The 26,203-nt window shown below is 61.9% G+C and carries 35 protein-coding genes; 32 read left to right on the forward strand and 3 right to left on the reverse strand.

Annotated elements, in window-relative coordinates; translation table 11 throughout:
* Positions 1 to 22: 22 nt before the first annotated feature.
* From LG385_RS06345 to LG385_RS06500, 32 genes are all read left to right on the forward strand, one after another.
* On the forward strand, positions 23 to 328 hold the full coding sequence (locus tag LG385_RS06345) for a hypothetical protein (protein ID WP_225773300.1): 306 nt from the start codon (positions 23 to 25) through the stop codon (positions 326 to 328).
* The gene (locus LG385_RS06350) at positions 325 to 654 is read left to right on the forward strand and encodes a hypothetical protein (RefSeq protein ID WP_225773302.1); all 330 of its coding nucleotides are present in this window, start codon (positions 325 to 327) and stop codon (positions 652 to 654) included. The genes LG385_RS06345 and LG385_RS06350 overlap by 4 nt, the downstream gene beginning before the upstream one ends.
* Entirely contained in the window at positions 651 to 902 is a 252-nt protein-coding gene (locus LG385_RS06355) for a hypothetical protein (RefSeq protein ID WP_225773304.1), read from the forward strand. Before LG385_RS06350 ends, LG385_RS06355 begins: the two co-directional genes overlap by 4 nt.
* Positions 899 to 1,144, forward strand: coding sequence for a hypothetical protein (locus LG385_RS06360; protein ID WP_225773306.1), 246 nt, complete (start codon positions 899 to 901; stop codon positions 1,142 to 1,144). The genes LG385_RS06355 and LG385_RS06360 overlap by 4 nt, the downstream gene beginning before the upstream one ends.
* A gap of 368 nt (positions 1,145 to 1,512) precedes the next feature.
* A complete protein-coding gene (locus tag LG385_RS06365) occupies positions 1,513 to 1,830 on the forward strand; it encodes an HNH endonuclease (protein ID WP_413247305.1) in 318 nt (105 codons plus the stop codon).
* A 131-nt stretch (positions 1,831 to 1,961) separates the two neighbouring features.
* Positions 1,962 to 2,414 (forward strand): terminase small subunit, encoded by a 453-nt coding sequence (locus LG385_RS06370; RefSeq protein ID WP_225773308.1) that lies wholly within the window; start codon positions 1,962 to 1,964, stop codon positions 2,412 to 2,414.
* Positions 2,414 to 4,090: a terminase large subunit gene (locus LG385_RS06375; protein WP_225776183.1), complete on the forward strand. Its 1,677-nt coding sequence runs from the start codon at positions 2,414 to 2,416 to the stop codon at positions 4,088 to 4,090. Before LG385_RS06370 ends, LG385_RS06375 begins: the two co-directional genes overlap by 1 nt.
* Positions 4,090 to 5,358 (forward strand): phage portal protein, encoded by a 1,269-nt coding sequence (locus LG385_RS06380; protein ID WP_225773310.1) that lies wholly within the window; start codon positions 4,090 to 4,092, stop codon positions 5,356 to 5,358. Before LG385_RS06375 ends, LG385_RS06380 begins: the two co-directional genes overlap by 1 nt.
* 17 nt (positions 5,359 to 5,375) lie before the next feature.
* Positions 5,376 to 6,053: an HK97 family phage prohead protease gene (locus LG385_RS06385; RefSeq protein ID WP_225773312.1), complete on the forward strand. Its 678-nt coding sequence runs from the start codon at positions 5,376 to 5,378 to the stop codon at positions 6,051 to 6,053.
* Positions 6,050 to 7,201 carry a phage major capsid protein gene (locus LG385_RS06390; protein WP_225773314.1) on the forward strand — a complete coding sequence of 384 codons (1,152 nt, stop codon included), beginning with the start codon at positions 6,050 to 6,052 and terminating at the stop codon, positions 7,199 to 7,201. Before LG385_RS06385 ends, LG385_RS06390 begins: the two co-directional genes overlap by 4 nt.
* Before the next feature lie 35 nt (positions 7,202 to 7,236).
* On the forward strand, positions 7,237 to 7,449 hold the full coding sequence (locus LG385_RS06395) for a hypothetical protein (RefSeq protein WP_225773316.1): 213 nt from the start codon (positions 7,237 to 7,239) through the stop codon (positions 7,447 to 7,449).
* Complete coding sequence (locus LG385_RS06400) at positions 7,446 to 7,805, forward strand: head-tail connector protein (protein WP_225773318.1); 360 nt, start codon at positions 7,446 to 7,448, stop codon at positions 7,803 to 7,805. Before LG385_RS06395 ends, LG385_RS06400 begins: the two co-directional genes overlap by 4 nt.
* The gene (locus LG385_RS06405) at positions 7,789 to 8,154 is read left to right on the forward strand and encodes a phage head closure protein (protein ID WP_225773320.1); all 366 of its coding nucleotides are present in this window, start codon (positions 7,789 to 7,791) and stop codon (positions 8,152 to 8,154) included. The genes LG385_RS06400 and LG385_RS06405 overlap by 17 nt, the downstream gene beginning before the upstream one ends.
* Complete coding sequence (locus tag LG385_RS06410) at positions 8,147 to 8,608, forward strand: hypothetical protein (protein WP_225773322.1); 462 nt, start codon at positions 8,147 to 8,149, stop codon at positions 8,606 to 8,608. The genes LG385_RS06405 and LG385_RS06410 overlap by 8 nt, the downstream gene beginning before the upstream one ends.
* Before the next feature lie 14 nt (positions 8,609 to 8,622).
* Positions 8,623 to 9,210 (forward strand): hypothetical protein, encoded by a 588-nt coding sequence (locus LG385_RS06415; RefSeq protein WP_225773324.1) that lies wholly within the window; start codon positions 8,623 to 8,625, stop codon positions 9,208 to 9,210.
* Positions 9,207 to 9,383, forward strand: a complete 177-nt coding sequence (locus LG385_RS06420; protein WP_225773325.1) for a DUF2635 domain-containing protein — start codon at positions 9,207 to 9,209, stop codon at positions 9,381 to 9,383. Before LG385_RS06415 ends, LG385_RS06420 begins: the two co-directional genes overlap by 4 nt.
* A complete protein-coding gene (locus LG385_RS06425) occupies positions 9,380 to 10,879 on the forward strand; it encodes a phage tail sheath subtilisin-like domain-containing protein (RefSeq protein WP_225773328.1) in 1,500 nt (499 codons plus the stop codon). The genes LG385_RS06420 and LG385_RS06425 overlap by 4 nt, the downstream gene beginning before the upstream one ends.
* 57 nt (positions 10,880 to 10,936) lie before the next feature.
* The gene (locus LG385_RS06430; protein WP_225773330.1) at positions 10,937 to 11,284 is read left to right on the forward strand and encodes a phage tail tube protein; all 348 of its coding nucleotides are present in this window, start codon (positions 10,937 to 10,939) and stop codon (positions 11,282 to 11,284) included.
* The gene (locus LG385_RS06435) at positions 11,281 to 11,577 is read left to right on the forward strand and encodes a phage tail assembly protein (protein ID WP_225773332.1); all 297 of its coding nucleotides are present in this window, start codon (positions 11,281 to 11,283) and stop codon (positions 11,575 to 11,577) included. The genes LG385_RS06430 and LG385_RS06435 overlap by 4 nt, the downstream gene beginning before the upstream one ends.
* A gap of 130 nt (positions 11,578 to 11,707) precedes the next feature.
* Positions 11,708 to 13,675 carry a phage tail tape measure protein gene (locus LG385_RS06440; protein WP_225773335.1) on the forward strand — a complete coding sequence of 656 codons (1,968 nt, stop codon included), beginning with the start codon at positions 11,708 to 11,710 and terminating at the stop codon, positions 13,673 to 13,675.
* A complete protein-coding gene (locus tag LG385_RS06445) occupies positions 13,675 to 14,961 on the forward strand; it encodes a DNA circularization protein (RefSeq protein WP_225773337.1) in 1,287 nt (428 codons plus the stop codon). The genes LG385_RS06440 and LG385_RS06445 overlap by 1 nt, the downstream gene beginning before the upstream one ends.
* 6 nt (positions 14,962 to 14,967) lie before the next feature.
* Positions 14,968 to 16,077, forward strand: coding sequence for a phage baseplate assembly protein (locus tag LG385_RS06450; RefSeq protein ID WP_225773339.1), 1,110 nt, complete (start codon positions 14,968 to 14,970; stop codon positions 16,075 to 16,077).
* Positions 16,074 to 16,586 (forward strand): phage baseplate assembly protein V, encoded by a 513-nt coding sequence (locus LG385_RS06455; protein WP_225773341.1) that lies wholly within the window; start codon positions 16,074 to 16,076, stop codon positions 16,584 to 16,586. Before LG385_RS06450 ends, LG385_RS06455 begins: the two co-directional genes overlap by 4 nt.
* 2 nt (positions 16,587 to 16,588) lie before the next feature.
* Positions 16,589 to 16,987 carry a phage GP46 family protein gene (locus LG385_RS06460; protein WP_413247358.1) on the forward strand — a complete coding sequence of 133 codons (399 nt, stop codon included), beginning with the start codon at positions 16,589 to 16,591 and terminating at the stop codon, positions 16,985 to 16,987.
* Positions 16,977 to 18,014, forward strand: coding sequence for a baseplate J/gp47 family protein (locus tag LG385_RS06465; RefSeq protein ID WP_225773345.1), 1,038 nt, complete (start codon positions 16,977 to 16,979; stop codon positions 18,012 to 18,014). The genes LG385_RS06460 and LG385_RS06465 overlap by 11 nt, the downstream gene beginning before the upstream one ends.
* Positions 18,005 to 18,601, forward strand: coding sequence for a YmfQ family protein (locus tag LG385_RS06470; protein ID WP_225773347.1), 597 nt, complete (start codon positions 18,005 to 18,007; stop codon positions 18,599 to 18,601). Before LG385_RS06465 ends, LG385_RS06470 begins: the two co-directional genes overlap by 10 nt.
* 879 nt (positions 18,602 to 19,480) lie before the next feature.
* Positions 19,481 to 19,873 carry a tail fiber assembly protein gene (locus tag LG385_RS06475; protein ID WP_225773349.1) on the forward strand — a complete coding sequence of 131 codons (393 nt, stop codon included), beginning with the start codon at positions 19,481 to 19,483 and terminating at the stop codon, positions 19,871 to 19,873.
* 211 nt (positions 19,874 to 20,084) lie between these two features.
* On the forward strand, positions 20,085 to 20,480 hold the full coding sequence (locus LG385_RS06480; RefSeq protein ID WP_225773352.1) for a hypothetical protein: 396 nt from the start codon (positions 20,085 to 20,087) through the stop codon (positions 20,478 to 20,480).
* Entirely contained in the window at positions 20,447 to 21,067 is a 621-nt protein-coding gene (locus LG385_RS06485) for a hypothetical protein (RefSeq protein ID WP_225773354.1), read from the forward strand. Before LG385_RS06480 ends, LG385_RS06485 begins: the two co-directional genes overlap by 34 nt.
* Positions 21,068 to 21,080: 13 nt before the next feature.
* On the forward strand, positions 21,081 to 21,302 hold the full coding sequence (locus LG385_RS06490) for a hypothetical protein (protein WP_225773357.1): 222 nt from the start codon (positions 21,081 to 21,083) through the stop codon (positions 21,300 to 21,302).
* Complete coding sequence (locus LG385_RS06495; RefSeq protein ID WP_225773359.1) at positions 21,299 to 22,543, forward strand: SGNH/GDSL hydrolase family protein; 1,245 nt, start codon at positions 21,299 to 21,301, stop codon at positions 22,541 to 22,543. Before LG385_RS06490 ends, LG385_RS06495 begins: the two co-directional genes overlap by 4 nt.
* Before the next feature lie 806 nt (positions 22,544 to 23,349).
* Positions 23,350 to 23,685: a hypothetical protein gene (locus tag LG385_RS06500; RefSeq protein WP_225773362.1), complete on the forward strand. Its 336-nt coding sequence runs from the start codon at positions 23,350 to 23,352 to the stop codon at positions 23,683 to 23,685.
* A 55-nt stretch (positions 23,686 to 23,740) separates the two neighbouring features.
* On the opposite strand, the gene LG385_RS06505 is transcribed toward LG385_RS06500, so the two are convergent.
* The 3 genes from LG385_RS06505 to LG385_RS06515 form a co-directional block, all read right to left on the reverse strand.
* Positions 23,741 to 24,013: a hypothetical protein gene (locus LG385_RS06505; RefSeq protein ID WP_225773365.1), complete on the reverse strand. Its 273-nt coding sequence runs from the start codon at positions 24,011 to 24,013 to the stop codon at positions 23,741 to 23,743.
* Positions 24,014 to 24,222: 209 nt separating this feature from the next.
* Positions 24,223 to 24,897 carry an HAD family hydrolase gene (locus LG385_RS06510; RefSeq protein WP_225773367.1) on the reverse strand — a complete coding sequence of 225 codons (675 nt, stop codon included), beginning with the start codon at positions 24,895 to 24,897 and terminating at the stop codon, positions 24,223 to 24,225.
* Positions 24,898 to 25,024: 127 nt separating this feature from the next.
* On the reverse strand, positions 25,025 to 26,053 hold the full coding sequence (locus LG385_RS06515) for a substrate-binding domain-containing protein (RefSeq protein ID WP_225773369.1): 1,029 nt from the start codon (positions 26,051 to 26,053) through the stop codon (positions 25,025 to 25,027).
* Between the last annotated feature and the right edge of the window lie 150 nt (positions 26,054 to 26,203).

The following is a 26,203-nucleotide window of genomic DNA, read 5'->3' on the forward strand; positions in this document are numbered from 1 at the left end:
CCACAGCAGACGAGGACAGCACGTGGCCTATTACCTCGCGTTGGCCCTCGCCTGGAGCCAGTTCGGCCTGCTCGGCATGATGGGCGGCGTGGTCAGCTACTTCTACCCGCCATCCACCGAGATGCGGTTCTCCTACAAGCTCTTCATCTCCAAGCTGGTTATTTCCTTCTTCATCGGAAAGGTAGCGGGCGAATTCATAGACCCGACGAACCAGTACAAATCTGGCTACACAATGCTTCTGGGGTTCTTCGCCTACCCGGTTCTTGGAGTACTTGAAACCAAAGTTAAGGCCTGGGTGGAAAACTTCACACCACCTGGAACGCGATGATGCTACTGATCTCCTTGGGCGCCGTAGTGGCCTACCTGCTTGTGTTGATCCGCTGCGTGGTATTCGCACTTGATCCGAAGGACCGACGACAGTCCGACAACGCAGAGGTGGGGTACATACTGTGCTCCTCCCTGCTGCTCCTAATTTCCTACGCTTGCCTGTGGGTTTTCGAACCATGGAAGCTGACCAATAACAGCACATACAGCGCTATGTTCGTAGGCTTCACCATCTTCAACGCCGCGTACTTCTTCCGCCGAGTGGGCGCTCTGATCATAGGGCGCGACCGCAGGAGAGGCGTGCGCCGCGTTCGGGAGGCACACGAATGACCCATGCCAAGAGGGCAATGCGCTGGATGCTGGCGGCTCCGATCGTTTTCATTGTGGGGAATGGTCTGGGCTATATCGGGCGCACCTACGAATGCCGCACCGACCGGATACGCATCTACGTGGCCGCCCCAGGGTATGAATCCCCACGGGACGAGCTTCCCAAGAAGCTGTACGCCATGAACGTGACCCGCTGCACCCTGCCCGAGCAATGGGGCGGGGATCGCGAGCCGCTGGAGGGATACCCATGAAGCTGATCCTCAAGCGAATAGAGCGCCGGGCCAGCCCACCTCCCAGCAGGATTGAACGTAACTTACCGGACATGAAGGAGCAGGGCGGCCCGTTTGCACTGCATACCGAAGACGGCGAGGTGCTTCCCTGCCAGGTACGCACGACAATGACCAGCGCCACTGGCTGGGAGCCTGTTGAGCTGACCGTGGTGTTTCGTGTCGACGGCAAGCAGCTCACAGTCGTGGGCGACCAGAAAGCATAAGCGCGCCACAAATTCAGATACGCCAAATCGTGGCGCGCACGGAGACAACCGACTATGGCTACGCGACCTTTCACACGAGGCGAACCGGATGTGACTGATGGTGAAGCTGAGATAGTGAGGCTGTTGGCGCTGGCCTGGAACCTGTACCTCGATCTGCCTCCTGAACATCCGAGGGATCAAGGTGAGTTCTGCTCAGCAATCCACCGGTGCCAGGACATGGTCCTGTCCCGCGCGGGTCGGCGCATGCTGCTCAAGCGGGAGCGCGAACGTGGCGTGTAGCGGGTGTGCTCATCGTCGCGAACGAATGGGCAAGGCAGCACGCTTGGCTTACCGCAAGGCCAAGGGCTTGATCACGTTCGGAGTAGGGAATGGCCAAGCTGACCACATTGAAACCGCGCATTCAGGCGATGGACACCAGCAGACTGAGCGCCAAGCCAGCAGGCGAGAGCGGTAATGGCTGGGGCTCCGGCCGTGGTGGACGCCCATGGCGGCGTAAGCGCGAAGAGATCCTGCAGCGTGATCTGTACACCTGTCAGTACTGCCGTCTGGTAACCCTTGACCTTGAGGTCGACCACATCATCAACAAGGCTCAAGGCGGGACCGATGATGATTCGAACCTGCAAAGCCTTTGCATCCCGTGCCACAAGCTGAAGACGGCATCGGGGTCGCTCGCAGGCCGCAGCTGACCCGAAAAGCGACCGTTCGTCGGGTCTGCACCGTTCTGGGGCGGGGGGAGGGCAAAAGTTGGGGTTTCGACCCCCTCGGACACCGCCCGCCCCGCACGCACAGATTTTTTTCCCACCATGGATTTTCGTTAATGGCCCTGACCCCAAAAAAGCGCGCATTCGTTGCTGCGGTGAGGGAAGGTGCGTCTAACAGAAATGCAGCGATTGCCGCTGGATGTCCCGAAAAGACGGCATCTGCAGCTGGCTCTCGATTGGCGAAAGACCCTGATGTGTTACGTGAGCTGGGTAAGGTCACCGCCCAGGCCCCCGTTAATGCTTACGTTAACGAAAGTGTTAACGCAGCGCCGTCCAACGAACCAGGCCAGGTGCGCCGCTATACAGACCCGCTAGCCTTCCTCATGGATCAAATGAACGATCCGGAGCTGGAAGCCAAGGACCGCCGAGACGCCGCCAAGGCCCTCATGCCCTTCGTGCACCAGCGCAAAGGGGAGGGTGGCAAGAAGGAGCAGGCGAGGGAAAAGGCCGCCGAGGTGGCCGCTGGCAAATTCGGCACACGTAGAGGCCCGCTGCGGTCGGTGAAATGATGGAGTGGTCCACTGCGTGCCCTGACTGGGAGCGACGAATTGTCGCGCGCGAGAGCCTGATACCGTTCCCGCCGCTGTTTCCCGACCAGGCGGCCGAAGCGCTGGAAGTCTTCGGGGCGCTGCGAATGGTTGATGCCACTGGCAGCCCACTGATGTGCGAAACGGTCCGACCTTGGGTGAATGAGTTCGTCGCCGCTATCTTCGGCGCCTACGACCCCGAGAGCGGCCGACGCATGATCAGCGAGTTCATGCTGCTGATCAGCAAGAAGAACGGCAAATCGACTATCGCCGCTGGCATCATGCTGACAGCGTTGGTGCTCAACTGGCGGACCTCAGGTGAATTCATCATCCTGGCGCCGACCAAGGAAATTGCGGACAACTCCTATATCCCGATCCGCGACATGGTCCGGGCGGATGAAGAGCTGTCCGCGCTGCTTAAGGTGCAGGATCACCTGCGCACCGTCACCCATTACGAGACTGGCGCGACCCTAAAGGTGGTTGCGGCCGACAGCGAAACCGTATCGGGCAAGAAAGCCATCGGCGTGTTCATTGACGAACTCTGGGTGTTTGGTAAGCGCAACAATGCCGAGGCGATGTTGCGTGAGGCTACTGGCGGCCTGGCCTCAAGGCCCGAAGGCTTCATCATCTGGGCCACCACCCAGTCCGATGCGCCGCCAGCGGGTGTGTTCAGGCAGAAACTGCTCTACGCCCGCCAGGTACGCGACGGCACGATCGCCGACAAGTCGTTCCTGCCGGTCCTGTACGAATTCCCCAAGCACATGCTGGACGCCGGAGCGCACCGCGAGGCGCCTAACGCCTACGTCACCAACCCGAACCTAGGTGTTTCGGTAGACGAAGCGTTCATCGAGCGCGGCTATGCCCAGGCACAGATGGACGGCGAAGAGTCGTTCCGGGGATTTTTGGCCAAGCATCTGAACGTCGAGATCGGCCTGGCGCTGATGTCCGACCGCTGGGCTGGCACGGACTTCTGGGAAACCCAGGCGCTGGCACCGGGCCTGACCTTCGAACAGTTGCTCGAGCGCAGCGAGGTGGTCGACATCGGCATCGACGGCGGCGGCCTTGATGATCTCTTGGGGTTTGCCGCAGTGGGACGCGATAAGCGCACCCGCGAATGGTTGCTCTGGACGACAGCCTGGGCTCACCCGTCGGTACTTGAGCGCCGCAAGGCAGAGGCACCACGCTTTCGCGACTTTTCGAAGGACGGCCATCTGGTGCTGGTTGACCACATAGGCCAGGACTTCGAGCAGCTTGCCGACCTTGTCGCCATGGCCGAGAAACACAGCCTGCTGGACAAGGTGGGCGTGGACCCGGCCGGTGTAGGCGGCATCCTCGACGCGCTGGTTGCCGCAGGTGTTCCCGAAGACAAGGTCGTGGGCATCTCCCAAGGCTGGCGGCTTGGCGGAGCAATCAAAACGGCAGAGCGCAAGCTAGCAGAGGGCGTCCTGGTGCATGGCGGCCAGCCGATGATGGCCTGGTGCTGTGGCAATGCCCGGGTCGAACCCCGCGGTAACGCCATTCTGATTACGAAACAGGCCTCCGGCTCGGCCAAGATCGACCCCTTGATGGCCACCTTCAACGCCGTTTCGCTGATGTCGCTGAACCCGGCGGCCACGGCAAACGTGGACGACTTCCTAAATAGACCGCTGAGTATGTGATGGCCGATACCGATTACAGCATTGACCTGCGCACCCGAAGCCCGATTTGGGCGCGCCTGGCCAGCTTCTTCGTCGGCGGCCGTCTGGTCACCCCGGAGAAGGGCTCGCAACTCGGGCCGGTATCGGCCTCGGGGACTGTGGGCGACTCGCTGGTGACCGATGAGCGCGCCCTGAAGATCTCGACGGTGTTCGCCTGTGTGAGGCTCATTGCCGGGGTGTCATCCGGGCTGCCACTGGACGTTTTCGAGACCAGAGACTCTACGCGGGCCAAGGTGAGCCTGGATAACCCGCTTGCCCGGCTGCTGCAGTACAGCCCGAATCAGTTCATGACCGCCGTGGAGTTCCGCGAGGCCATGACGATGCAGCTGTGCTTCTACGGCAATGCCTATGCCCTGATCGAGCGCAATGGTGCAGGCGACGTGATCAGCCTCATCCCCTTGCTATCGCCGAACATGGACGTGCGCCTGGAGGGGCGCAAGGTGGTCTACAAGTACCGCCGCGACAGCGAATACGCAGAATTTACCCAGCGGGAAATCTTCCATCTCAAGGGATTCGGCTTTAACGGCATGGTGGGCCTGTCCCCCATAGCCTTCGCCGCGCAGTCGGCCGGTGTGGCGGTGGCGATGGAAGACCAGCAGCGCGACTTCTACGCCAACGGCGCCAAGTCGCCGCAGATCCTGATGACCGGCGACAAGGTGCTCAACAAGGATCAGCGCAACCAGCTCGAAGACAACTTCCGGGAGATCGCTGGCGGACCGGTTCGCAAGCGCCTGTGGATTCTGGAGGGGGGATTTACCACCCAGGCCATCGGCGTGAGTCCCCAGGATGCGGAGACTATTTCGGCCCGCAAATTCCAGGTCAGCGAGCTTGCAAGGTTCTTCGGCGTACCGCCCCACCTGGTGGGAGACGTGGAGAAGTCGACGAGTTGGGGCAGCGGCATCGAGCAGCAGAACCTTGGATTCCTGCAATACACGCTCTCGCCTTACCTGATCCGGTGGGAACAGGCCATCTGGCGCTGGTTGGTAAAGCCATCCGAGATTGCCCGCTACCACGCCGAGCACAACCTGGACGGCCTGCTGCGCGGCGACTCCGCCCAGCGCGCCACGTTCATGACGGCTCTGGTAAATGCCGGGCTCATGACGATCAACGAGGCGCGCCGGCTCGACAACAGGCCCGCGCTACCCGGCGGCGACGTCGCCACCCGGCAATCGCAGAACGTGCCGATCACTCAACTTGGCAACCCGACCCCGCCCACCAGCGGGGTTTGATTTTTCTGGAGGCTGCAATGCCCAGCATCTGCAAGACACTGGCCTTCGACCAGGCCGCGATCAAGTTTGCCAGCGGCGGCGCCCAAGGGGTGTTCGAGGGCTACGCCAGCGTGTTCAACGTCGTCGACGGGGATGGCGACATCATCCTCCCGGGTGCTTTCGCGAACGCGCTGAAGACCCAGAGCCGGTCCGTCGCCATGTTCTTCAACCATCGCCGCAATGAAATCCCGGTGGGCAAATGGCTTGATCTGGCCGAAGACAGCGTTGGACTGCATGTACGGGGCGAATTGACCCCAGGTAACCCGCAATCGGACGCCCTAAAAGCGGCCATGATCCACGGCACGGTAGGCGGTATGTCGGTGGGCTTCAGCGCTGCAAAAGCCGACGTGACGCCGATCGAGACGGGGTATGCCTTCAAGAATGCTGCCCAGCTCAGTGAAATCAGCATCTGCACGTTCCCGGCGAACGAGCAGGCCATCGTCTCCGCGCTCAAGAGCATGGACACAATCGAAAGTATCCGTGATGCGGAGCACTGGTTGCGAGATGCAGCCGGCCTCTCCAAGTCCGAGGCGCAGGCGTTCATCGCCCGCATCAAGTCCGCGGTTCGGAGCGATTCCGAAGGCGGCGACAAGTCTGAAATCGCCGCGCTCCTGGAGCGCTTGAAAACCTTCCCTTCGTTGGAGATCACGAAATGACCGATCTGGCACAGATCCAGAAGGCCATCGAAACCGCGCAAACCCGCATGACGGAGCTGTTCGATGCCCAAAAGAAAGAAATCGAATCCACTGGAGCTGTCAGCAAGCAGCTCCAGGGCGACCTGACCACTGTTCAGGAAGAGCTCAAGACTGCAGGCAATCGCCTGTTCGACCTTGAGCAGAAGCTGTCCGGCAACAACCCGGACAACCCCGAAGCGAAAAAATCATTCGCTGAGCGCACTGCCGAGGACCTTAAAAAGGGCTGGGACGGTCGTTCGAGCAAGATCGATGTCCAGAGCTTCAACAAGGCACTGGGCAGCGGCGCCGCCTCCGCCGGCAACCTAGTTCCCGCAGAGCGCGCCCCTGGCATCCTGATGCCTGGACTGCGCCGTCTGACCATCCGCGACTTGCTGGCCCAGGGGCGCATCAGCTCTAACTCGCTGGAATACGTTCGCGAGAACGTGTTCACCAACAGCGCCGCGCCGGTGGCTGAAGGCACGCTCAAGCCAGAGTCCAACCTGACCTTCACCAAGGAAACGGCCAGCGTCAAAACCATCGCCCACTGGATTCAGGCCTCGCGCCAGATCATGGACGATGCCCCGATGCTCGAATCCTACGTGAACAACCGTCTGATGTACGGGCTGGCCCTCGTTGAAGAAGGCCAGCTGCTGAACGGCGACGGTACCGGCGACAACCTCATCGGCCTGAACAAGGTTGCAACCGCCTACGACACGACACTGTCTGCCACCGGCGATACGCGCGCCGATCTGATCGCGCACGCGGTCTTCCAGGTCAGCGATTCGGAGTTCGAAGCGTCCGGCATCATCCTTCACCCGCGTGACTGGCATGCCATTGCGCTGCTCAAGGATGCCGACGGTCGCTACATCTTCGGCGGGCCCGCTGCCTTCGCTGCCAAAGTGATGTGGGGCCTGCCTGTGGTGGCCACCAAGGCGCAGGCCCAGGGCACCTTCACTGTGGGCGGTTTCGACCTCGCTTCGCAGGTATGGGACCGGATGGACGCAACTGTCGAAGTCAGCCGCGAAGATCGCGACAACTTCGTCAAGAACATGCTGACCATCCTCTGCGAAGAGCGTCTGGCAGTGGCTCACTACCGCCCGACCGCCATCATCAAAGGCGTGTTCGCTTAACCGAGGCCGGGGTGGGCAACCGCCCCGCGTGAACCATGAAGACGATCAAAGCGCTTCGCCAGTTTTCCCACTATCACGCCGGTAACTTCGACCAGGGCGAGACCCGCCGGGTCAGCAATGAAGCGGCCGAGGCGTTGGTGGGCATGAAGTTGGCGGAATACGTAGACGTTGCAGAAGCCGAACCAAAGGCACCGGCTAAGAGCAAGAAAGCCGAAGCCGATGCGAAGGAAAAGGTTGACGATAAATGACCATCGCCCTGGCTGAGCTGCTCTCGATGGACCTTATCCGCGCTCATCTGCGCGTAGACGGTACCGATGAAGATGACCTCATCGAGCTGTATGCAGAGTCGGCCCTGGCCTGGGCGCTGTGGTACTGCGACAACCCGAAGCTGGTCGTGGCAAGCGATTTCCCGGCCAGCTTCAAGTCCGCGCTGCTTCTGCTTATTGCTCACGCCTATGCCAACCGTGAAGCGGTGGCCGTGGGCGGTTCCGGCGTAGGGGCAGTAACGCTGCCGTTCGGTGTGGAAAATCTGCTGTGGTCCTCAAGGAATCTCAGCGGGCCACGAGACGATGTGCCGGAGGTGCCCTATGAAACGCTTGGCTGAACCAGCCGCCGGGGACCTGAATCGGCGCGTCACGCTTCGCCGTCGGGATGATCTCCCAGCTGCGGACGGCACCCTGGTATCGGAGTTCAGCGAGGAAAAACAACGCTGGGCAAGCATTGATCCGGTGGGCACTGCTATTTACAGCGGCAGCGTCCAGGTCGATGACAAGATCACCCATCGCATCATCCTCCGGTTCCTAGGAGTGGTGACGATAGATTTCGAAGTGGTGTATGCCAATGTGGTGTATCGCGTGAAGCGCGCGATAGACATGAACGGCGGCCACCGCTTTACGCTGCTGGAAGTGGAAGAGCTGGGGCAGCTGCAGCCGAACGGAGGCCTGTATGCCTAGACCAGCCGCCTACCTGCACATTGACGGTTTCGATACCTATGGCAAGCTGGACTTCGACAAGAAGGAAATTCGCAAGGCAATGCGCCGCGCGGGTACCGTGGTACGGGGAGAAGCGCGCAAGCTTGTCGGTAAAAAAGCGGGCTCCAGTGAAGGCGAGTACCCGGGCTTGCGTAAGGGTCGCCTGCGCCGGTCGATCATCTACCGGGTAAGCCGGCCAGGCTTCATGGTGAAGATCGAGCCGCAGAAAACGGCTGACATGAAGGACTTCTATCCGGCCTTCCTCTGGTACGGCGTGCGCCGCGGCGCGAAGCGGGGGAAGTCCCACAAGAAGCAGGCCGCCACGGGCGCCTGGCGCATCGCGCCGCGCGAAAACTACATGGTCGACGCGCTGAATCGCCGCGCTGACGACGTGCGCACCATCCTTCGACAGGCCTTCGCTGAAGCCCTGCGCTGACCCCGAGGCATTCCATGAAGATCACCCCTGTAGTGCTGCAACTGCGGCAGCGCTGCCCTGTGTTCGTCGGGCGGGTCGCCGGCGGCATCGACTTCGACGCAGTCAAGGCCAGCCAGCAGGTGGACCGCCCCGGCGCGTTCGTGATTGCCACGGGCGACGACGCCAGCGACAACGACCTGGAAAACGGTATCCGCCAGGCGATCACCGACGCGTTCGACGTGGTGGTGATCCTCGACACCAAGGACCAGCGCGGGCAACTGGCCGTGGATGTGCTGCATGACATCCGCGCGCAGCTGTGGCGGGCGCTGGTGGGCTGGCGGCCCGCGCCGGAGTACGACCCCATCACCTATGACGGCGGCGACCTGGTACAGATCGACCGCGCGCTGGTGATCTACCGCTATTCCTTCGTCACTGCCTTCCAGCTGGGTCGAAACGCCGGGACAGATCCCGCCGAAACCTGGCACGAACTGGAGCTGGACGGCCTGCCCATGCTGCAGGGCTTCGACATCAATGTGGACTGCATCGACCCTGCCGACCGCAACCTGAAATACCCCGGCCCGGACGGGCGCATTGAAGTTCAACTGAAAGAGGACATGCCATGAACCGCATTACCGTGGTACCGGCCAAGGGCCGCGCGGTGCCGGACCCGGAAACCGGGGAGTTGCTGCCAGCCGAAGGCCGCGACGTGCCGGACGATACCTACTGGCGCCGCCGCCTGCTTGATGGCGACGTTGTAACTCCCACCCCGACCGCGAAAGAGGCCACGACCAAATGAGCGTAGGATTCCAACAGATTCCCGCGGACATCCGCGTGCCGCTGTTCTATGCGGAAATGGACAACTCCATGGCGAACAGCGCGAGCAGCGCGCTGCGCCGGCTCATCGTCGCCCAGGTCAACGATACCGCGACCGCTGATGAAATCGGCAAGCTCACGCTCGTGTCCAGCCTGGCCCAGGCCAAGACCATCGGCGGGCAGGGCTCGATGCTGGCCGCCATGTACGACACCTGGCGCCAGAACGACCCGGTGGGCGAAATCTGGTGCCTGCCACTGAAAAACGCCACCGGCTCCGTCGCATCGGGCAAGGTGACCTTCACCGGGACGGCGACCGAGGCAGGCCTCGTCAACCTGTACGTGGGCGGCGTCCGCATCCAGGCCAGCATCGCTTCGGGCAATGCGGCTGCCGCAGCGGCCTCCGCGCTGGCCACCAAGATCAATGCCGCTGCTGACCTGCCGGTGACGGCTGCCGCCGCTGCGGGCGTGGTGACGCTCACCGCGAAGTGGGCCGGCGATTCGGGTAACGATATCGCTCTGGTAGTGAACCGCCTGGGCAAGAGCAACGGCGAAGTCACCCCGGCCGGGCTGACGGTGGCGATCTCGGCCATGAGCGGCGGCGCAGGTGTACCGGATTCGGTCGCTGCATTGGCGGCGCTGGGCGATGCCCCGTTCGAATTCATCTGCGTGCCGTGGGCGGACGCCACCACCCTCGATGCGTGGAAACTGGCGATGAATGACGTCAGCGGTCGCTGGTCGTGGGCCAAGCAGCTCTATGGCCACGTGTACGGTGCGTTGCGCGGCACGCTCGGCAGCCTTGTCGCGGCCGGGCAGGTGCGCAACGACCAGCACGGCACGATCTTCGGCTTCGAGGCTGGTGTGCCCCAGCCGTTCTGGCGAGTAGCTGCGGCCGCAACCGCTCGGCAGGCGGTGTTCATCTCGGCCGATGCCAGCCGCCCGACGCAGACCGGGGCTTTGATGGGCATCGACCCGGCACCCGAGGGCAGCCGTTTCACCCTGACCGAGTTCCAGTCGCTGCTTCAGTACGGCATTGCCACGTTGTATTTCGAAGGCGGTTACATGCGCATCCAGCGCGCGATCACGACCTACCAGAAAAATGCCTATGGGCAGGCCGACGATTCGTACCTGGACAGCGAGACCATGCACCAGAGCGCGTACATCGTGCGTCGGCTCAAGAGCATCATCACCAGCAAGTACGGCCGTCACAAGCTGGCCAATGACGGCACGCTGTTTGGCGATGGCCAGCCGATCGTCACCCCGAACGTGGTGCGCGGCGAGCTGATCAGCGAATACGGCAATCTGGAGCGCGACGGTCACGTGGAGAACTCCGCGCTGTTCGCCAAGTACCTGATCGTCGAGCGCGACAGCAAGAATCCTTCCAGGATCAACGTGCTGTACCCGCCGGATTACGTGAACGGCCTGCGGGTCTTCGCGCTGCTCAACCAGTTCCGACAACAGTACACCGCCGACGCGGCGTAACGCTGTCCCATTATCCAGGCCCGCCACGTGCGGGCTTTTTCGTTTGGAGGCCCAGCCATGGGGCAGAAAGTTGCAGGTACCTGCTACGTCAAGGTCGACGGTACGCAGTTGACCCTGAAAGGCGGCGTGGAAGCGCCGTTGATGGACAAGACCCGGGAAACCGTAGTGCCCGGTTACTTCAAGGAAGAGGACAAGGCGCCGTGGGTCAAGTTGACTGCGGTGCATACCCCAGGCTTTCCGCTGCAGGCGCTGATCGAGGGAACGAACATGACGATCACGGCCGAATTGAAGAATGGACGCGTGTACACCCTGTCCGGCGCCTATCTGGTGGACGAGCCAAGCTCGAACGGCGAGGAAGGCACTATCGAACTGCAGTTCGACGGCATTAAAGGGGTGTGGTCGTGAGTGAAATTATCAAGCTGAGCACCCCCATTCAGGCTCATGGCGAAGAAGTGACCGAGCTGACGCTGCGCCGGCCCACCTCGAAGGAGGCCCGGGCCATCAAGGCCCTGCCGTACAAGATCGACCAGGATCAAGCGGTCACCCTGGATCTGGACGTGGCGGCCAAATACATTTCGGCGTGCGCGGACATTCCCCCCTCGTCGGTCGATCAGCTGGACCTTGCAGACCTCAACACCCTCGCCTGGCAGGTAGCAGGTTTTTTCATGACGCCGGCATCGGCGATCTTGAAGGCCTGATCGCGCTGGCCTACGACCTGGCCTACTTCTGGAAGGTTGACCCCGACCAGATCATGGCCAGGCCGTTGGACGTATTACTCGAGTCGCTGGCCCACGCGCAGCGCATCAACAAGACCCTACAGGTGGACTGATGGCCGACAACTTCCAGCTAAAAGCGCTGATCACCGGCGTCGACAAGCTGTCGCCCACCCTGGCGGGCATCCGCAAGAACGTCGCGAGCTTCCGCAAGAATCTGCAAAGCACCGGCCTGGGGAGCATCGGTTTCAAGGATGTGCTGGCGGGTGGCGCGCTGGCAGCGCCTTTCATTGCCGGTGCCCATGCCGCAATCGAATTCGAGTCGGCCATGGCCGATGTGCGAAAGGTAGTCAATTTCGACAATCCTGGCCAGTTCAAGGAGATGGGTGATGACATCGCCCAGATGTCCGAGCGCTTGCCAATGGCTGCCAACGACATCGCCAAGATTGTCGCTGCAGGTGGCCAAGCCGGGATTGCCCGAGGCGAGCTCAAGCAGTTTGCCGAAGACGCAGTGAAGATGGGCATTGCCTTTGACCAAAGCGCCGAGCAAAGCGGCGACATGATGGCCAAGTGGCGGACGTCCTTCAAAATGACCCAGGCGGAGGTGGTAGGCCTGGCCGACCGCATCAACTACCTGGGCAATACCGGGCCAGCCAACACCCGGCAAATCTCCGACATTGTGACCCGCGTGGGCCCGTTGGGCGAAGTCGCAGGCGTGGCGTCTGCGCAGATCGCTGCATTGGGCGCAACCATGGCCGGCGTGGGCGTAGAGCAGGAAGTGGCGGCAACCGGCATCAAGAACTTCATGCTGTCCATGACCAAGGGCAGCGCTGCGACCAAAACACAGGCGGCAGCATTCAAGGCTCTGCGGCTTGACTCCAAGCAGGTGGCGGCCGGCATGCAGAAGGATGCCCAAGGCACGATGCTGACGGTGCTCAAGCGCATTGCTGCGGTCGATGCCGTGAAGCGGCCTGCGCTGTTGACGAATCTCTTCGGCACCGAGTCGGTTGCGGCAATTGCGCCGCTGTTGACCAACCTGGAATTGCTACAAGGCAACCTGCAGAAGACTGGTGATCAGCAACAGTACGCCGGGTCGATGGAAAAGGAGTACGCCTCCCGCGCGGCGACAACTGAAAACAACCTGACGCTGATGCGCAATGCGGTGAACAGAGTCGGCATAGCTTTGGGTAATGCGTTTCTCCCCGCGATCAACGCTGTTGTCGATGGAATCCGGCCGCTGATAAGCCATGTGGGGGATTTCATCAGGGATAACCCTGGCCTGGTACAGGGCATCTTGGCGGCTGGCGTCGCATTCGCAGCACTTCGTCTGGGGATCGTTGGAGCAACCATTGCAACGAAGCTACTAAGCGTGGCCTTGGGGATGACGCCTATCGGGATCATAGCCCTGCTGATTGCCGGTGCCGTTGGCGTCATTGTGGCGAATTGGGATCGCCTGGCGCCTTACTTCACGCAGCTTTGGGCGACCATCAAAACCACCATGCTAACCGTGTGGACCTGGATTAAGGCCGCATTTGCCTGGACGCCGCTGGGCCAGGTCATGACCAATTGGCAACCCCTGATGCAGTTTTTCGGCGCGCTGTGGGGCTTCATCAAGGCTGCCACCGCGGCGGGATGGGAGTACGTCAAAGAGCAGATTGGCTTCGATCCCGTGCAGGTGGTGTCAGCGGCTTGGGAGCCACTAGTGGCTTGGTTCAAGGGATTCTTTGATCGGGTACGCCCCTATATAGAGCCCTTGATGAACGCTGGCGAGTGGGTTGGCGGCAAAGTTTCCGGCGCTGCGAGTTGGGTGCAAAGCAAAGCCGCTGGCGCGGCTGATTTTTTTGCGGGCAACAATGGCACTGCGGTAGGTGCTGGGCTGATCAGCCAGGGTACTACCGGTCTGCAGAATGCCACCCAGGGCCTGCTTTCTGGCGGGGCCAACAGATCCCAGCTTGATGGCGCCCTGGTGGTCCGTTTCGAAAACGCACCGCCGGGACTGCGCCCACAACCGGCGCAGACCAACCAGCCCGGCCTCAAGGTCACCACCAATGTCGGTTATCGATCCCTGTCTGGAGCGCAGTAATGGCTGATACCTGGCGCGAGCAGCTGCTGCCCGCGTCCTTCCGCGGCGAGACGTTCCTTATCGAGGACACGTCCGTACCGGTCGGGCGCAAGGTCCAGCTGCATGAGTACCCCAAGCGGGACGAGGCGTACGCCGAACAGATGGGCAAGGTCGCCCGGGTGCACAAGATCAGCGCCTTCGTGATCGGACCGGATTGCTTCGAGCAGCGAGACAGGCTGCTAAAGGCCCTGGAAACCGAAGGGGAGGGCACGCTGGTGCACCCTTGGCTGGGCCAGTTGTCGGTGGTGCCGGGACAATGCGAGATGTCGCACAGCCGGCGTGAAGGCGGCATGGTCACCTTCGACCTGACCTTCTACCCCGGCAATGCACAGCTCAACCCATCCGTTCGCACGAACACGTCGCGAATGACAGCGCAGACCTCGGCGAGCTACTGGAGCAGCGCCCTGGACCGGTACAAATCGGCCATGGCCAAAGTGGATACCGCGCGGATCAACCTCGTGGGGCTGCAAAATCGACTCACGTCGGTGTTCAGCGTAGTCACCACCCAGTTCTCCCCACTGACCAGTGCCGTGGGATCGGTCACGTCCATGGCGCAGATGTTGATGAACTCGCCGGGTTCGCTGTCCAGCCTGTTCAGCGGCTACTTCAGCGATCTGGGGCTGTCCTCGTTCTCATCGAACAGTTCCGGAAAGACCACCAGCGCCAGCGCAGCGTCGTTCAACTCGTACAGCGCTGCGCTGGCCACCGTTTCCAGTCAGGCCGAGGCGGCGGCGAGCATCAACACCGTGAGCGCCGCCAGTGGTGCCGATACCACGGCGGCTGCCCAGGCGCTGTCCAATCTGGTGCAGGACGCCGTGCTAGTGCAGGCCACGGCAACCATTGCCGAAATGCCGGTTGCCGCACCACCCGCGACGGAAGAGACGACCGCCTCGCTCGAGCAGCAGGTGGTGGCACCGGTCGAGCGTGCCGAGGTACCGGTGGCGAACGATGTGATCGCCGCCCGCGATGCGCTGGACGATGCTTTCTGGCAAGCCGCCCTCAAGGCGGACGCCACCTATTACCCGGTCATCAACGCCGCACGACAGCAGGTGGTCCGCCACCTGACCGCCGTGGCGGCGTCGGGCGTGCAGCTGGTGTCAGTGACGCCGCCGGAAACGCTTCCGGCGCTGGTGCTCGCCTATCGCCGTTTCGGAGATGCGACCCGCGACGGCGAAGTCATCCAGCGCAACAACATCAAACACCCCGGTTTCGTGCCGGCGGTGCCCCTGCAACTCGCCCGGGAGTAGTGCGACATGTCCGACCCTTCGACGGCCGTGACCCTGACCGTCGATGGTCTGGATTATTCCGGCTGGACCTCGGTGGAAATCAGCGCAGGCCTGGAGCGCCAGGCACGTAGCTTCAACATCGGCATCACGTGGAAGTGGCCCGGGCAGAACGTCCTGCGCCCGGTAAAGCAGGGCGCACGCTGCGAAGTACGGATCGGCGGCGACCTGGTGGTTACCGGCTGGGTCGATGCCACCCCGATCAACTACGACCACGAAAAGGTCAACACCTCGATTACCGGCCGGTCGCTGACCGCCGACCTTGTGGACTGCGGGGCCATCAACCAGCCCGGGCAGTGGAAAAACCAGAGCGTGCAGAGGATCGTCCAGGCGCTCGCCGGTGAGTACGGCCTGACCGTCAAGAGCGAGATCGGCGCGACGGCGAGCCTTGCGGATCACACCATCGAGCCCGGGGAAACGGCGTTCGAATCCATCGATCGGCTGTTGACCCTCTACCGCGTCTTCAGCACCGACAATGCCCGGGGCGAAGTGGTGCTGGCGGAGGTCGGTAGCGCAGGCCGCGCCGCCGAACCGCTGGAGCTGGGCCGCAATGTGCTTAGTGGCGATGCACCGCTGGATTTCACCCGGGTGTTCTCCGAATACCGGGTGATCGGCCAGCGCTCGGGTACTGACGAAGAGTTCGGCAAGACCACTACCGAAGTAAGTGGCGCCGTTGCCGATCCGCGCATGACCCGCAGGCGGGTGAAGGTCATCCACGAAAGCGGCCAACTCAGCGACAGGATGGCTGCCGACCGGGCGAACTGGGAGCGCGGTACCGCCCTGGGCAAGGCGCTTGAGACAACCTACGAAATCCAATGCTGGCGTCAGGCCAACGGTGCGCTGTGGTTGCCCAATACCCTCGTGCGTGTGATTGATCCGGTGATCGGGTTCGACCGCGACATGCTGATCGCCGAGGTGACGTACCAGCTCAACGATCAGGGGTCGATCTGCCGTCTGCGCGTCGGCCCGCCCGAGGGCTATCTGCAAGAACCGGACGACCCTCACAAGAAACGCAAGGTGAAGAAGGCCGACGCTTTCGAGTACCTGCTGCCCGCCGACTGGAAAGAAAACGACAAATGAGCCGACTGATGAACATGCTGACCCGCGGGGTCGTGGCGTTGGCCAAGTCCACGGGCAAGCTGCAGACCCTGCAGATGCGGCTGACCGCCGGTGAGGTCAAGGATGCTATGGAACATCTGGAGCCCTACGGCTACACCAGCTGTCCGCATGAAGGTGCCGAAGGCCTGGCCGCATTTCTCGGTGGCGACCGGTCGCACGGTGTCGTGCTGGTGGTCGCTGACCGCCGCTATCGCATCAAGGGCCTACAGGCGGGCGAGGTCGCCATCTACACCGATGAGGGCGACAAGATCCACTTCAAGCGCGGACGGATCATCGACATCGAGACGGGCACGCTGAATATCACGGCCACGGCTGGTGTGCATTTCGATACCCCGACCATCACCCAGACGGGCGAGATCGTCAGCCAGGGCGACCAGATCGCGGGCGGCGTAAGCCAGATGACCCACCCCCATGGCGGGGTACAACGGGGCTCGGGGCAGACCGATGGACCGATTGGCGGTGGCGCATGACGATCATCACGATCGACGACCAGGAAACCAGCCTGAAGCGCGCCGTCGAGATCAGCCTGTTCACCTGGCGCCGGGCCAACTCGAGCGACCAGGTGGAAGACGACGAACGCTACGGCTGGTGGGGCGACAGCTTCCCACAAGTGGCCGACGACCGGATCGGTTCGCGGCTATGGCTGCTGCGCCGGCGCAAGCTCACCGCCGAAACCATCAGCGGCGCAGTGACCTACGCCCGGGAGGCGCTGCAATGGCTCATCGACGACCGCCATGTGGTCGACGTGCAAATTCTCACGGCACGCGCCGGCAACGACAGGCTCAACCTCGGCACGGTGCTTACCTTGCCCACCGGTGAGCGCCTGGAAATCTACCCCCACCAAGACTGGCAGGTGATCTATGCCGTTTGAAACCCCGACCCTGCCCGCACTGATCAGCCGCACCGCGGCGGACCTGGCCAGTGACGCATTGCGCAAGTCCGATGCCCAGGTGCTGGCGCGCGCGCTCAGTGGAGCGGCCTACGGGCTGTACGGCTATCTGGACTGGATTGCCCTGCAGATCCTGCCCGACACGGCGGACGAATCCACGCTCGAGCGGCAGGCGCTGCTTCGCCTGGAGACGCCGCGTATTGCAGCCCAGACCGCCAGCGGCTCGGCCAGCTTTCAGGCAGCTGCTGGCGCGGTGCTCGATGCTGATCAGGTCCTGCAATCCAGCGAAGGCCGCCAATACCGGGTCAGCGCTGCGGTCACTACCGCAGCGGGCACCAACATTGCTTCGCTGGAAGCGGTGGACGGCGGCGCCCTCAGCAACGCCGATGCCGGTCTGGTACTGACCCTGGTACAACCCGTGGTCGGGGTTGACGACACGTTTATCGTGCTGGCGCCCGGGCTTACCGGGGGCACGGACCAGGAGTCTATCGAATCACTACGGGCCCGGGTCATCCGCAGCTATCAGGTCATCCCGCATGGCGGTGACGCCGACGACTACGTGACCTGGGCCCTGGAGTGCGCTGGCGTTACCCGGGCGTGGACCGTGAAGAACTACATGGGCCCGGGCACCGTGGGCGTGTTCTTCGTTCGCGATGGCGATGCCAGCATCATTCCGGATGCCAACGAGGTCGCCACTGTCCAGGCCTATTTGGAGACTAAGGCTCCGGTTACCGCAGAGGTCTACGCGCTGGCCCCAGTGCTCAAGGCCGTCAACTACAAGATCAAGCTCACCCCCGACACGACGGCGGTCCGTGCCGCCGTCATCGCCGAGCTGACTGACCTGCATGAGCGGGAGGCCGGGCTGGGCGAGACGTTACTTATCAGTCATATCCGCGAGGCCGTGAGTAGCGCAGAAGGCGAGGCCGACAACGTCGTGGTCAGCCCCACCGCCAACGTCACTACCGGCGCGAACGAGCTGCTCACCGTGGGGACAGTCACATGGCAGTAAGGAACGCGGCGCATTACGAGGCACAGCTGCGGGCGTTGCTGCCGCAGGGGCCGGCCTGGGACCCGGAGCGCGTACCCGAACTTGCGCGCGTGCTGTCAGGCATTTCGGTCGAGCTGGCGCGAATCGACTCTCGTGTGATCGCGCTGACCGCCGAGATAGACCCCACCAGGGTGACCGAACTGGTACCGGACTGGGAGGCCGTGATGGGCCTCCCGGATGAGTGCCTGGGCAACACGCCCAGCTTCGGCGACCGTCAGCTTGCGGTGCAACAGCGCCTCACCGCAGTTGGCAGCCAGCGCGTTGGGTATTTCGTTTCCATCGCCCAAGGCCAGGGCTATCCCAACGCGACTGTTACCCAACACCGCGCGCCGCGCTTCGGCCGGGCCCGGTTCGGCAAGGCCCACTTCGGAACATGGTCCGCGCAATTCATGTGGACGCTGAACACCGGCGGCCGGCAACGGATCGGGCGGCGGTTCGGCGTGAGCTACTGGGGGGAGCGCTTCGGTGTTAACCCCGCGAACGGTCTGGAGTGCTTGATCCAGCGTTATGCCCCCGCACAGACCATCGTGCACATCAATTACAACTGAGGAAACACCGTGGATTATCCGAAAAGCGTGGCCAACGTTGGCCTGGTGAATGGCAAGTTTATCGACGAGGACACTGCCACAGGGACCGTAGGCTCGCTTATCCCTGCGGAGTGGGGCAATGGCGTGACGGATGAAATTCTTGCTGTGATCCAAGCTGGGGGGCTGACCCCGAGTGAAGAAAATAACGCCCAACTGCTGGCGGCGCTAAAGCAAATCGTAGTAGGTGGCGGAGTTACCCCGGGACGGTTGATTGGCGTCCAAGTGTTCATAACGAGCGGGGTCTATACGCCTACTTCCGGCACCAAATCCATCATCGTGGAGCTGGTTGGGGGCGGCGGTGGCTCAGGTGGTACCGCTGCTACAGGAACATCCACAATAGCTCAGTCTATCGGTGGTGGAGGCGGGGCGTACGCCAAGAGCCGCTTAACCAGCGGCTTTGCAGGACAGTCCGTTACTGTTGGCGCTCCAGGGGCTGGCGGGGCCGCGGGTAACAACAACGGAGCGGTAGGGGGCGCCTCCAGCTTCGGTTCTCTGGTTGTGGCCCCGGGCGGAAGCCTGGGCGCAGGCAGCGCGGCAATAAGTCCCGTCGCAATGGTCGCGAATGGTGGCAATAGTGCGGAGCCAACCGGTGCGAACCTTATCGGAAAGGCCGGGGAAGCCGCGACATCGGCCTTTGCATATACAACTTTGGGCAGTCTTTCTTCAAAGGGAGGCGGTAGCCCATTCGGGACCGGCGGTCACATGCCCTCTGGCTCCGGATTCAGGGCGCCGTCTGGTTATGGAGCCGGCCCATCTGGGGTTTACGCGCAAAACAGTGCAACGGCACAAGCAGGCGGAAATGGCGCGCCGGGCCTCGTCCTTATCTATGAGTACGCATGAATGAAGACATACGCTGTTATCAATCAAGAAACAGGCCTAGTGGAAAATCTCGTCGTCTGGGACGGGGAGAGCGAGTGGTCTCCGCCGGAGGGTTTCGTTGCGGTGGAAACCGAAGCCGCCAGTATTGGATGGACCTACAGCGAAGGGCAGTTCAGAGCTCCGCCGGTAGTCCCGCCCTCGGCGGAAGAAATCAAGGCCAATAATACAAGCATCAAGGACTCGCTCCTGCTTATTGCCGCGGCGGCCATCGCGCCGCTCCAGGATGCGGTTGATCTTGATGACGCCACTGACGCCGAGATGGCGCTTCTCAAAAGATGGAAGCAGTACCGAGTGGCCCTGAGTCGTCTAGACCTCACAATTGATCCAGTCGCCTGGCCGAACCAACCGGAATGACGTGAAGTCCCGACGAGGTCCCCTGGTGGATTGGCTGCCTGTATCTGGTTCGATCCAGTCAGGGTTTGAAGCCAGGATATAGCTACTTTTCACGACCCGCTCCGCGCGGGTTTTTTTGCGCCTGGAGAATCGAAGCAAGATGGAAATCCCTGTCCCAACAATCAAGCAGGGCCTCGCCCTTTTGCCTCAGAAAATGAACGGCTGCCGCGCCATGACCATGCTGATTGCTATCGGCCTGCAGGAGTCGGGCTTTCTGGCTCGCCGACAATATGGCGATGGCCCGGCCCGAGGCTTCTGGCAGTTCGAGGAAGGAGGAGGGGTGAAGGGCGTCATGACGCACCCCAACACCACATCCTATGCTGCGGCAATCTGCGCCCTGCGCGGTGTGCCGTTCGAGCGGGCCAAAGTGTGGGCCGCTTTGGAGACCGATGACATCCTTGCGGTAGTGTTCGCCCGCCTGCTGCTGTGGAGCGACCCCCTGCCCATGCCAGCGATCAGCGAGCCCGACGCGGCCTGGCGTCTTTACGCCCGCGTCTGGCGCCCGGGCAAGCCGCATCCAGAAAAGTGGGCCGAATGCCACAGCCAGGCGCTGGGGGCTTTGGCATGAACTGGGCGGACGTGGGAAGGATTATCGGTGCAGCGGCGCCTACCGTGGGCACTCTGTTGGGCGGGCCGGCGGGCGCGGCGGTTGGGGCGCTGGTATCGAGTGCGCTTAACGCTCCGAATGACCCTGAGGCGGTCAGCACAATCCTGGCGACCAACCCCGACGCAATGGTGAAGGTCCAGGAGCTGCAAACGAATGCCAAGGTCCAGCTGCAGCAGTTGGCCGTCACCGCCGAGAACAACCGCCTTCAGGCCGAGGCCGCCCAGTACGCTGCCGAGGCGGCTGACAGGGACAGCGCCCGCAAGCTGGCCGCCGCGCAGCCCCGCGACATCGTCCGGCCCGTGGTCACTGGTCTGATCTTGCTCGGCACGCTGCTGATCATCGCGGCCGTCTTCATGGGCTGGAACAAGGAGATCCTTACGGACCCTACAGCCAGCCTCACGGTGGGCACGGTGATCGGGCTGTGGTTCGGAGAGCTCAAGCAGGTGATGGGCTTCTGGTTCGGCATGACCAAGGAATCGCAGAAGCAGAACGCGGCGATCACCGAGTTCGCGGTGGCGCCGGGAACTGTTACCAGGACGGACAAATAGAGGGAGCAGATCCATGCAGACAGTAATGAAGGAAGAGTCTTATTCGCGTGCCATGCGCGTGACACTAGGGGTGCAGGCCAACGGCGGCTCCGTGGCCGTCCAGCTCAAGATGGGCACTGACACCTGGGTGACCAGCGATACCTTGTGGGCAGATGGCGCTTATCAACTGGATATTCCACCCGCCACGGTTCGGTTCGTACCGGCCGGTGGCGCTGCGTTTGAGGTGTACGCATGACCCTGCTCGCGAACTCGCGCCCGACACGCCGCCGTATCCGCCGTGGGCTTGGCCTGCTGGGCGACAGTTTCAGTGGAAACTGCCACACCATTGCGGCTACCTCGTACGGCACGGAGGCCTATGGTTACGCCGGCGCGCTGGCGGCGAAGACAGGTCTGTTCCCGGACTACCGCGACAACCAGGGTAAGGTGGGCGACCACACCGGCCAGTTCATGGCACGGCTGCCGGCGGCACTCGCCTCAACCACGGCTGACCTCTGGCTATTGCTGTCCCGCACCAATGACAGCACGACCACCGGCATGACCCTGACCGATACGAAAGCCAACGTGATGAAGATCGTGATGGCGTTCCTGGGCACCCCGGGGAAGTATCTGGTCGTCGGCACCGGCACGCCGCGCTTCGGCGACAAGGCGCTCACCGGCACCGCACTGGCTGAGGCGACCGCCTACAAGGACTGGGTGCTGAGCTACGTGAGCCAGTTCGTGCCGGTTGTGAACATCTGGGATGGATTCACCCAGGAGATGACGGTGGAAGGTCTGCACCCGAACCTGCTGGGCGCCGACTTCATCAGCAGTCGGCTGGCGCCAATCGTGAACGGGGGCTTCGAATTCTTCGGGGTGCCACTGCCGACCGACGCGGCGGACCTCTATTCGGCAATCCGCCCGTTCGGCTGCCTGAACGCTAATCCGCTGATGACGGGCACTTCGGGCACCATTGCAGCCTCGGCAAACCCCGTAGCTGGCTCGGTCTTGGCCGATGGATTCAAAGCCTCAGGCTCCGGCCTCAGTGGCATCACCACCAGGTGGTATAAGGAACAGGCTGCTTACGGCGAGGCCCAGTGCATCGAGCTTGCTGGTGCGATGACCGGCACGGGCGGGTATGTGTATCTTCAGCCGACGGCGAGCGTGGCGCCTTCCAGCCTGGCGGTGGGTGACATTATCGAGATGGTTTCCGCCCCTGAGGTGGTCGGCAGCAGTCGCGGCATCCTCGGATGGGAGGCGGAACTGATGATCACCAAACCGGTGAGCGGCACGTCCACCACCATTTATTACCGGTCCATGGACAAGTACCAGGAACCCTTCACCATGCCAGCAAACTGGAAGGGCACGCTGGAAACCCAGCGCTGCACAGTGGACCTGACCGAAACGGTGGTGACTTGCCGGATGGGCCTGTACCTGGCCACGGGCATCGCCCAGAACTCGACAGTGAAGGTCAGCCAGTTCGGTCTTCGGAAGGTCTGACCAGCTCCGCCCGCAACAACGCTGCAAGATCCCGCCATGGCATTTGCTCTGCCGGGATCGCCGCGGCACATCCCTCCCGGTGCTCGAAAGGGCGCCGCGCCTCTCGCAGATCCTGCCTGGCATCACACGCCCGGCAGCGGACCTGCTCATCGACTATTTCCCAGGCAAGCTTCCAGCGTTCCATCATTGGCTCAATTCGGTAGGGGTATTTCAGTATAAGGGTAGCCCGGCCAGGACGGCAGGGTGTCAGCAGGAGTGGTTAGAAAATGACCAGAGTCCGTCCAATCCAGACGGGACGGCTACAAATTTGCTTAAGCGGCGCCGATCCGCTTTGTAAGTGACTGAAATAGATAGACTATCTTCAGATGTAGTCCCGATCCATCATGGGGGCAACGCTGAAGCGGCGAGACAGTGAAGGCCGCATGGTTGCTGGGGTTGAGGCGGGTTTGGTGGTCATTCTGAAATGTCTGGTAAGGGCTTGTTTGTACCAATTCTCGGTGGTTTTTGAGGGCTCGCTGGTACGGTGTACCAGTCCAAACCTCTCATGTACCAGTGGCTCATGGCATCAATCGGGAAACGAAAACGTAACGACGGAACGTATGGGTATACGGCCCAAATTCGGCTTTTCCGGGGTGGTGTGCAAGTCTATCAGGAAAGCAAGACCTTCGATCGGCTGCGGGCGGCGAAGGGCTGGGGCGACAAGCTAGCTAATCAGCCGGGGCATTAGGATGATACCCTGAGCATTCCAAGGCCAAGGGATGGTAGACGCCGCAATGAGCAATCGCGGGATGTCTCTCGAACGGATAATGAAAACCTGCAACGAGCCTATTGCGGAGCAGACCCTAAATGTTAGGGAGGTGTATCAGGTGCTGAAGGATGTTGCCCTCGGTACGCGCATCATGAGGCGAGTGGGTAGCCAAGCCAAGGATGAAGACGACGCGAGTTGTCTCGAAATCGACGTAGATGACTGGAGGCTTTCGATCTACTACGACTGCGATACCTTCGACTACTGCCAGTGCTGTGTGACGCCAGAAGGGCGCCGCTGGGATTTTGATAGCAGCCAACGCTTCGGTACTGACCCCATGGAGCTACTGTCGACTTGGGAGCTCGCAACATTCGAGCGACTCTTGAAAGGGCTGTAGGACGCAGACTACCGCATCACGTGAGCATCTCGTCCTGAAATACCCTATCTAACCTTCAAGCAACAGCGTTCAGTGCGCGGTCAGCGCCGTCTTGGGCGACGGTATTGAGGCTACGGTCCGAGCCATCCTGTGCAACGGTATTGAGGCTGCGATCCGAGCCATCCTGTGCAACGGTATTGAGGCTACGATCCGAACCATCCTGCACGACGGTTTGCGGGGTGCGTTCGGCGCCGTCCCGGGCTATCAGAGTGTCGGCGTGGACAACTTGGAGGCTGCTGGAGATGCCGGCAACGAGGATGAACGCGAGGGCTGCAAATTGGCTTTTCATGGTGTGTTCTCCGTAATCTAGAAAGTGTTTTTGTCTACGGAGTCAGTGTCTCTCTGAAAGGAGGTGACGAGAACTTGATAGGAACGATGGTGGGAATCGATCAGGTTGATGACTGCTGGGCTACCAGTGCTCTGAGAGCCCTTCCCGAATGTTGAAGGCTACGAAAATGCAGGCCCTACAATGAGCTACCCTGTACGCCTGCACCCCAATCACTCGAACGTCGCCACTTCGTCCAGATGGTTCAGTAGGTCCAGCGGATCGTCATACACCCGCAACGCGCCGGCGCGCTCCAGTTCACTCACATCGTAGCCGCCGGACAATAACCCGATACCGATGGCCTTGGCGCGCCGGGCGGCCAGCATGTCCCAGATGGCGTCGCCAACCACCAGGCACTCCTCAATGGGCACGCCCATCTTGTCCGCCGCCGCTATAAACAGGCTGGGGTCAGGCTTGCCCTGTTTGACGTCGTCGCGGGTCACCAGGTTGATGCTATCGCTTTTGAGCCCAAGCGCCTTGAGATTGATTTCAGCCGTGGCCATTTCCCCACTGGTGGCGATGCACCAGGAAAGGTTTTCGTCGTTCAGCCTGTTTAACAGGTCCATGGCGCCCGGCAGAGCGATGATCTGGCCCTGCAACCGCTCGTACGCCTCAGCGTGAAGCTTGCTTAGTCGCTTGGCCTGTTGCTCGCTCAGCTCCAGTCCGGTTTCCCGGCTCAGATTCTTGAGCATCAAGCCGCCGCTCATGCCGATTTTCCGGTGGATGCGCCACATGGCCAGTGGAATGTCTTCGGCATCCAATGCCTCTTTCCAGGCAGCCACATTCTGGTAAACGCTGTCGGTCAAGGTACCGTCAAGGTCAAAGATAAACGAGGTTTTGTCGCGCATTAGGTTGCTCCAACGAAGCGGGCGTTTTCATGAGAGGGGAATCAATGCGGGATCGTTCAAGTGCCGTGGCGGGCAGGGGTGAGCATCAGGGGCTACTTCGGCCCTCGCTGAATCCCAGGCTGGTGACTCATTTACCCCCCTCAACCACCCGCCCCGTACTCCCCCTCACCACCAGCTCAGTTTCCAGGCACACCAGCCGAGCCGGCGAGCGGCCCTCGATCTGAGCGATCAACGTGTCCGCGCTGAGGTGCCCGATGGTTTCGATGGGCACGCTCACAGAAGTAAGCGGTGGGGTGGCCACGGCAGCGAAATCAATATTGTCGAAACCTGCGACAGACAGCTGATCCGGGATTGCAATGCCCGCGCGGCGGGCTTCGTCGCAGGCGCCCAGGCTGAGCAGGTCGGTGGTGCATACCAGCGCGGTAGGGCGGGGGTGCAGGGCCAGCGCCTGGCGCAAGCCGGCACGGCCGCCGTCCAGGGTAAACGGCTGTTCGATGACATGGGATTCGGGCAGGTCGAGCCCGGCGGCCTGCAGCGCGTTGCGAACCCCCTGCACACGCCAGCGCGCGCGTTCGTTATGCGCGCGCGCGCCCGTCACTACCGCCAAGTGTTGGTGGCCAAGGGTAAGCAGGTGTCGGGCAACCTGGGCGCCGCCTTGCTCGTTGCTGAACCCCACGCAGTAATGGTCTGCGGCATCATCGACCGACCACATCAGCACATAGGGCCGCTGGGCCAGGCGCAGCGCTTCAAAAACGGCGGGGTCGTGATCGGTGCCTACCAGCAGCACGCCTTCAACGCCCCGGTCGATGAAATTCCGCACGCTTACCAATTCGCGGCGCCGGTCGTACTCATGTGAAGCAATCAGCAGCTGATAATCATGGCTGTTGAGGCGCTGCTGCAGGGCCTGGATGGAATCGGCATAAATGGGGTTGTTGAGGGTGGGGAATATCGCCGCCACGCTGAAGGTGCGCCGCAGCGCCAACGCCCGCGCTGCGCCATCCCGCACATAGCCCAGGGCCTGCACTGCGGCTTCCACTTTTGCCAGCGTTGCCGGCTTGACCAAAGTCGGCGAAGAGATGGCTCGAGAAGCGCTGCCCAGCGATACGCCGGCCAATTTCGCTACATCGCGCAGCTTGGGTTTTTCGATTTTCAGCATGACATCCATCGAGCAGTGGCTTGACACGAGTGTATCACCGGCGTAGATATGAACCGGTTCAAAAAGTAGTCTTGGTCAGAATAAATCCAATAAACGACACCGGATACAGATCCCGAAGCCCTTCACGGGGCATCGAACTACCTTGGATTT

Source organism: Pseudomonas sp. Marseille-Q5115 (assembly GCF_916618905.1).
In the GTDB taxonomy this organism is placed as follows: Bacteria; Pseudomonadota; Gammaproteobacteria; order Pseudomonadales; family Pseudomonadaceae; genus Aquipseudomonas; species Aquipseudomonas japonica_A.

What these genes read in the sequence shown, in the direction of transcription:
- LG385_RS06390 (WP_225773314.1), top strand. Translation starts at nt 6,050, where the DNA reads ATGACCGATCTGGCACAGATCCAGAAGGCCATCGAAACCGCGCAAACC.
- LG385_RS06400 (WP_225773318.1), top strand. Translation starts at nt 7,446, where the DNA reads ATGACCATCGCCCTGGCTGAGCTGCTCTCGATGGACCTTATCCGCGCT.
- LG385_RS06365 (WP_413247305.1), top strand. Translation starts at nt 1,513, where the DNA reads ATGGCCAAGCTGACCACATTGAAACCGCGCATTCAGGCGATGGACACC.
- LG385_RS06450 (WP_225773339.1), top strand. Translation starts at nt 14,968, where the DNA reads ATGTCCGACCCTTCGACGGCCGTGACCCTGACCGTCGATGGTCTGGAT.
- LG385_RS06430 (WP_225773330.1), top strand. Translation starts at nt 10,937, where the DNA reads ATGGGGCAGAAAGTTGCAGGTACCTGCTACGTCAAGGTCGACGGTACG.
- LG385_RS06510 (WP_225773367.1), bottom strand. Translation starts at nt 24,897, where the DNA reads ATGCGCGACAAAACCTCGTTTATCTTTGACCTTGACGGTACCTTGACC.
- LG385_RS06410 (WP_225773322.1), top strand. Translation starts at nt 8,147, where the DNA reads ATGCCTAGACCAGCCGCCTACCTGCACATTGACGGTTTCGATACCTAT.
- LG385_RS06355 (WP_225773304.1), top strand. Translation starts at nt 651, where the DNA reads ATGACCCATGCCAAGAGGGCAATGCGCTGGATGCTGGCGGCTCCGATC.
- LG385_RS06415 (WP_225773324.1), top strand. Translation starts at nt 8,623, where the DNA reads ATGAAGATCACCCCTGTAGTGCTGCAACTGCGGCAGCGCTGCCCTGTG.
- LG385_RS06445 (WP_225773337.1), top strand. Translation starts at nt 13,675, where the DNA reads ATGGCTGATACCTGGCGCGAGCAGCTGCTGCCCGCGTCCTTCCGCGGC.
- LG385_RS06370 (WP_225773308.1), top strand. Translation starts at nt 1,962, where the DNA reads ATGGCCCTGACCCCAAAAAAGCGCGCATTCGTTGCTGCGGTGAGGGAA.
- LG385_RS06420 (WP_225773325.1), top strand. Translation starts at nt 9,207, where the DNA reads ATGAACCGCATTACCGTGGTACCGGCCAAGGGCCGCGCGGTGCCGGAC.
- LG385_RS06475 (WP_225773349.1), top strand. Translation starts at nt 19,481, where the DNA reads ATGAAGACATACGCTGTTATCAATCAAGAAACAGGCCTAGTGGAAAAT.
- LG385_RS06490 (WP_225773357.1), top strand. Translation starts at nt 21,081, where the DNA reads ATGCAGACAGTAATGAAGGAAGAGTCTTATTCGCGTGCCATGCGCGTG.
- LG385_RS06495 (WP_225773359.1), top strand. Translation starts at nt 21,299, where the DNA reads ATGACCCTGCTCGCGAACTCGCGCCCGACACGCCGCCGTATCCGCCGT.
- LG385_RS06440 (WP_225773335.1), top strand. Translation starts at nt 11,708, where the DNA reads ATGGCCGACAACTTCCAGCTAAAAGCGCTGATCACCGGCGTCGACAAG.
- LG385_RS06500 (WP_225773362.1), top strand. Translation starts at nt 23,350, where the DNA reads ATGAAAACCTGCAACGAGCCTATTGCGGAGCAGACCCTAAATGTTAGG.
- LG385_RS06350 (WP_225773302.1), top strand. Translation starts at nt 325, where the DNA reads ATGATGCTACTGATCTCCTTGGGCGCCGTAGTGGCCTACCTGCTTGTG.
- LG385_RS06485 (WP_225773354.1), top strand. Translation starts at nt 20,447, where the DNA reads ATGCCACAGCCAGGCGCTGGGGGCTTTGGCATGAACTGGGCGGACGTG.
- LG385_RS06515 (WP_225773369.1), bottom strand. Translation starts at nt 26,053, where the DNA reads ATGCTGAAAATCGAAAAACCCAAGCTGCGCGATGTAGCGAAATTGGCC.
- LG385_RS06385 (WP_225773312.1), top strand. Translation starts at nt 5,376, where the DNA reads ATGCCCAGCATCTGCAAGACACTGGCCTTCGACCAGGCCGCGATCAAG.
- LG385_RS06470 (WP_225773347.1), top strand. Translation starts at nt 18,005, where the DNA reads ATGGCAGTAAGGAACGCGGCGCATTACGAGGCACAGCTGCGGGCGTTG.
- LG385_RS06380 (WP_225773310.1), top strand. Translation starts at nt 4,090, where the DNA reads ATGGCCGATACCGATTACAGCATTGACCTGCGCACCCGAAGCCCGATT.
- LG385_RS06405 (WP_225773320.1), top strand. Translation starts at nt 7,789, where the DNA reads ATGAAACGCTTGGCTGAACCAGCCGCCGGGGACCTGAATCGGCGCGTC.
- LG385_RS06465 (WP_225773345.1), top strand. Translation starts at nt 16,977, where the DNA reads ATGCCGTTTGAAACCCCGACCCTGCCCGCACTGATCAGCCGCACCGCG.
- LG385_RS06425 (WP_225773328.1), top strand. Translation starts at nt 9,380, where the DNA reads ATGAGCGTAGGATTCCAACAGATTCCCGCGGACATCCGCGTGCCGCTG.
- LG385_RS06375 (WP_225776183.1), top strand. Translation starts at nt 2,414, where the DNA reads ATGGAGTGGTCCACTGCGTGCCCTGACTGGGAGCGACGAATTGTCGCG.
- LG385_RS06395 (WP_225773316.1), top strand. Translation starts at nt 7,237, where the DNA reads ATGAAGACGATCAAAGCGCTTCGCCAGTTTTCCCACTATCACGCCGGT.
- LG385_RS06360 (WP_225773306.1), top strand. Translation starts at nt 899, where the DNA reads ATGAAGCTGATCCTCAAGCGAATAGAGCGCCGGGCCAGCCCACCTCCC.
- LG385_RS06455 (WP_225773341.1), top strand. Translation starts at nt 16,074, where the DNA reads ATGAGCCGACTGATGAACATGCTGACCCGCGGGGTCGTGGCGTTGGCC.
- LG385_RS06480 (WP_225773352.1), top strand. Translation starts at nt 20,085, where the DNA reads ATGACCATGCTGATTGCTATCGGCCTGCAGGAGTCGGGCTTTCTGGCT.
- LG385_RS06505 (WP_225773365.1), bottom strand. Translation starts at nt 24,013, where the DNA reads ATGAAAAGCCAATTTGCAGCCCTCGCGTTCATCCTCGTTGCCGGCATC.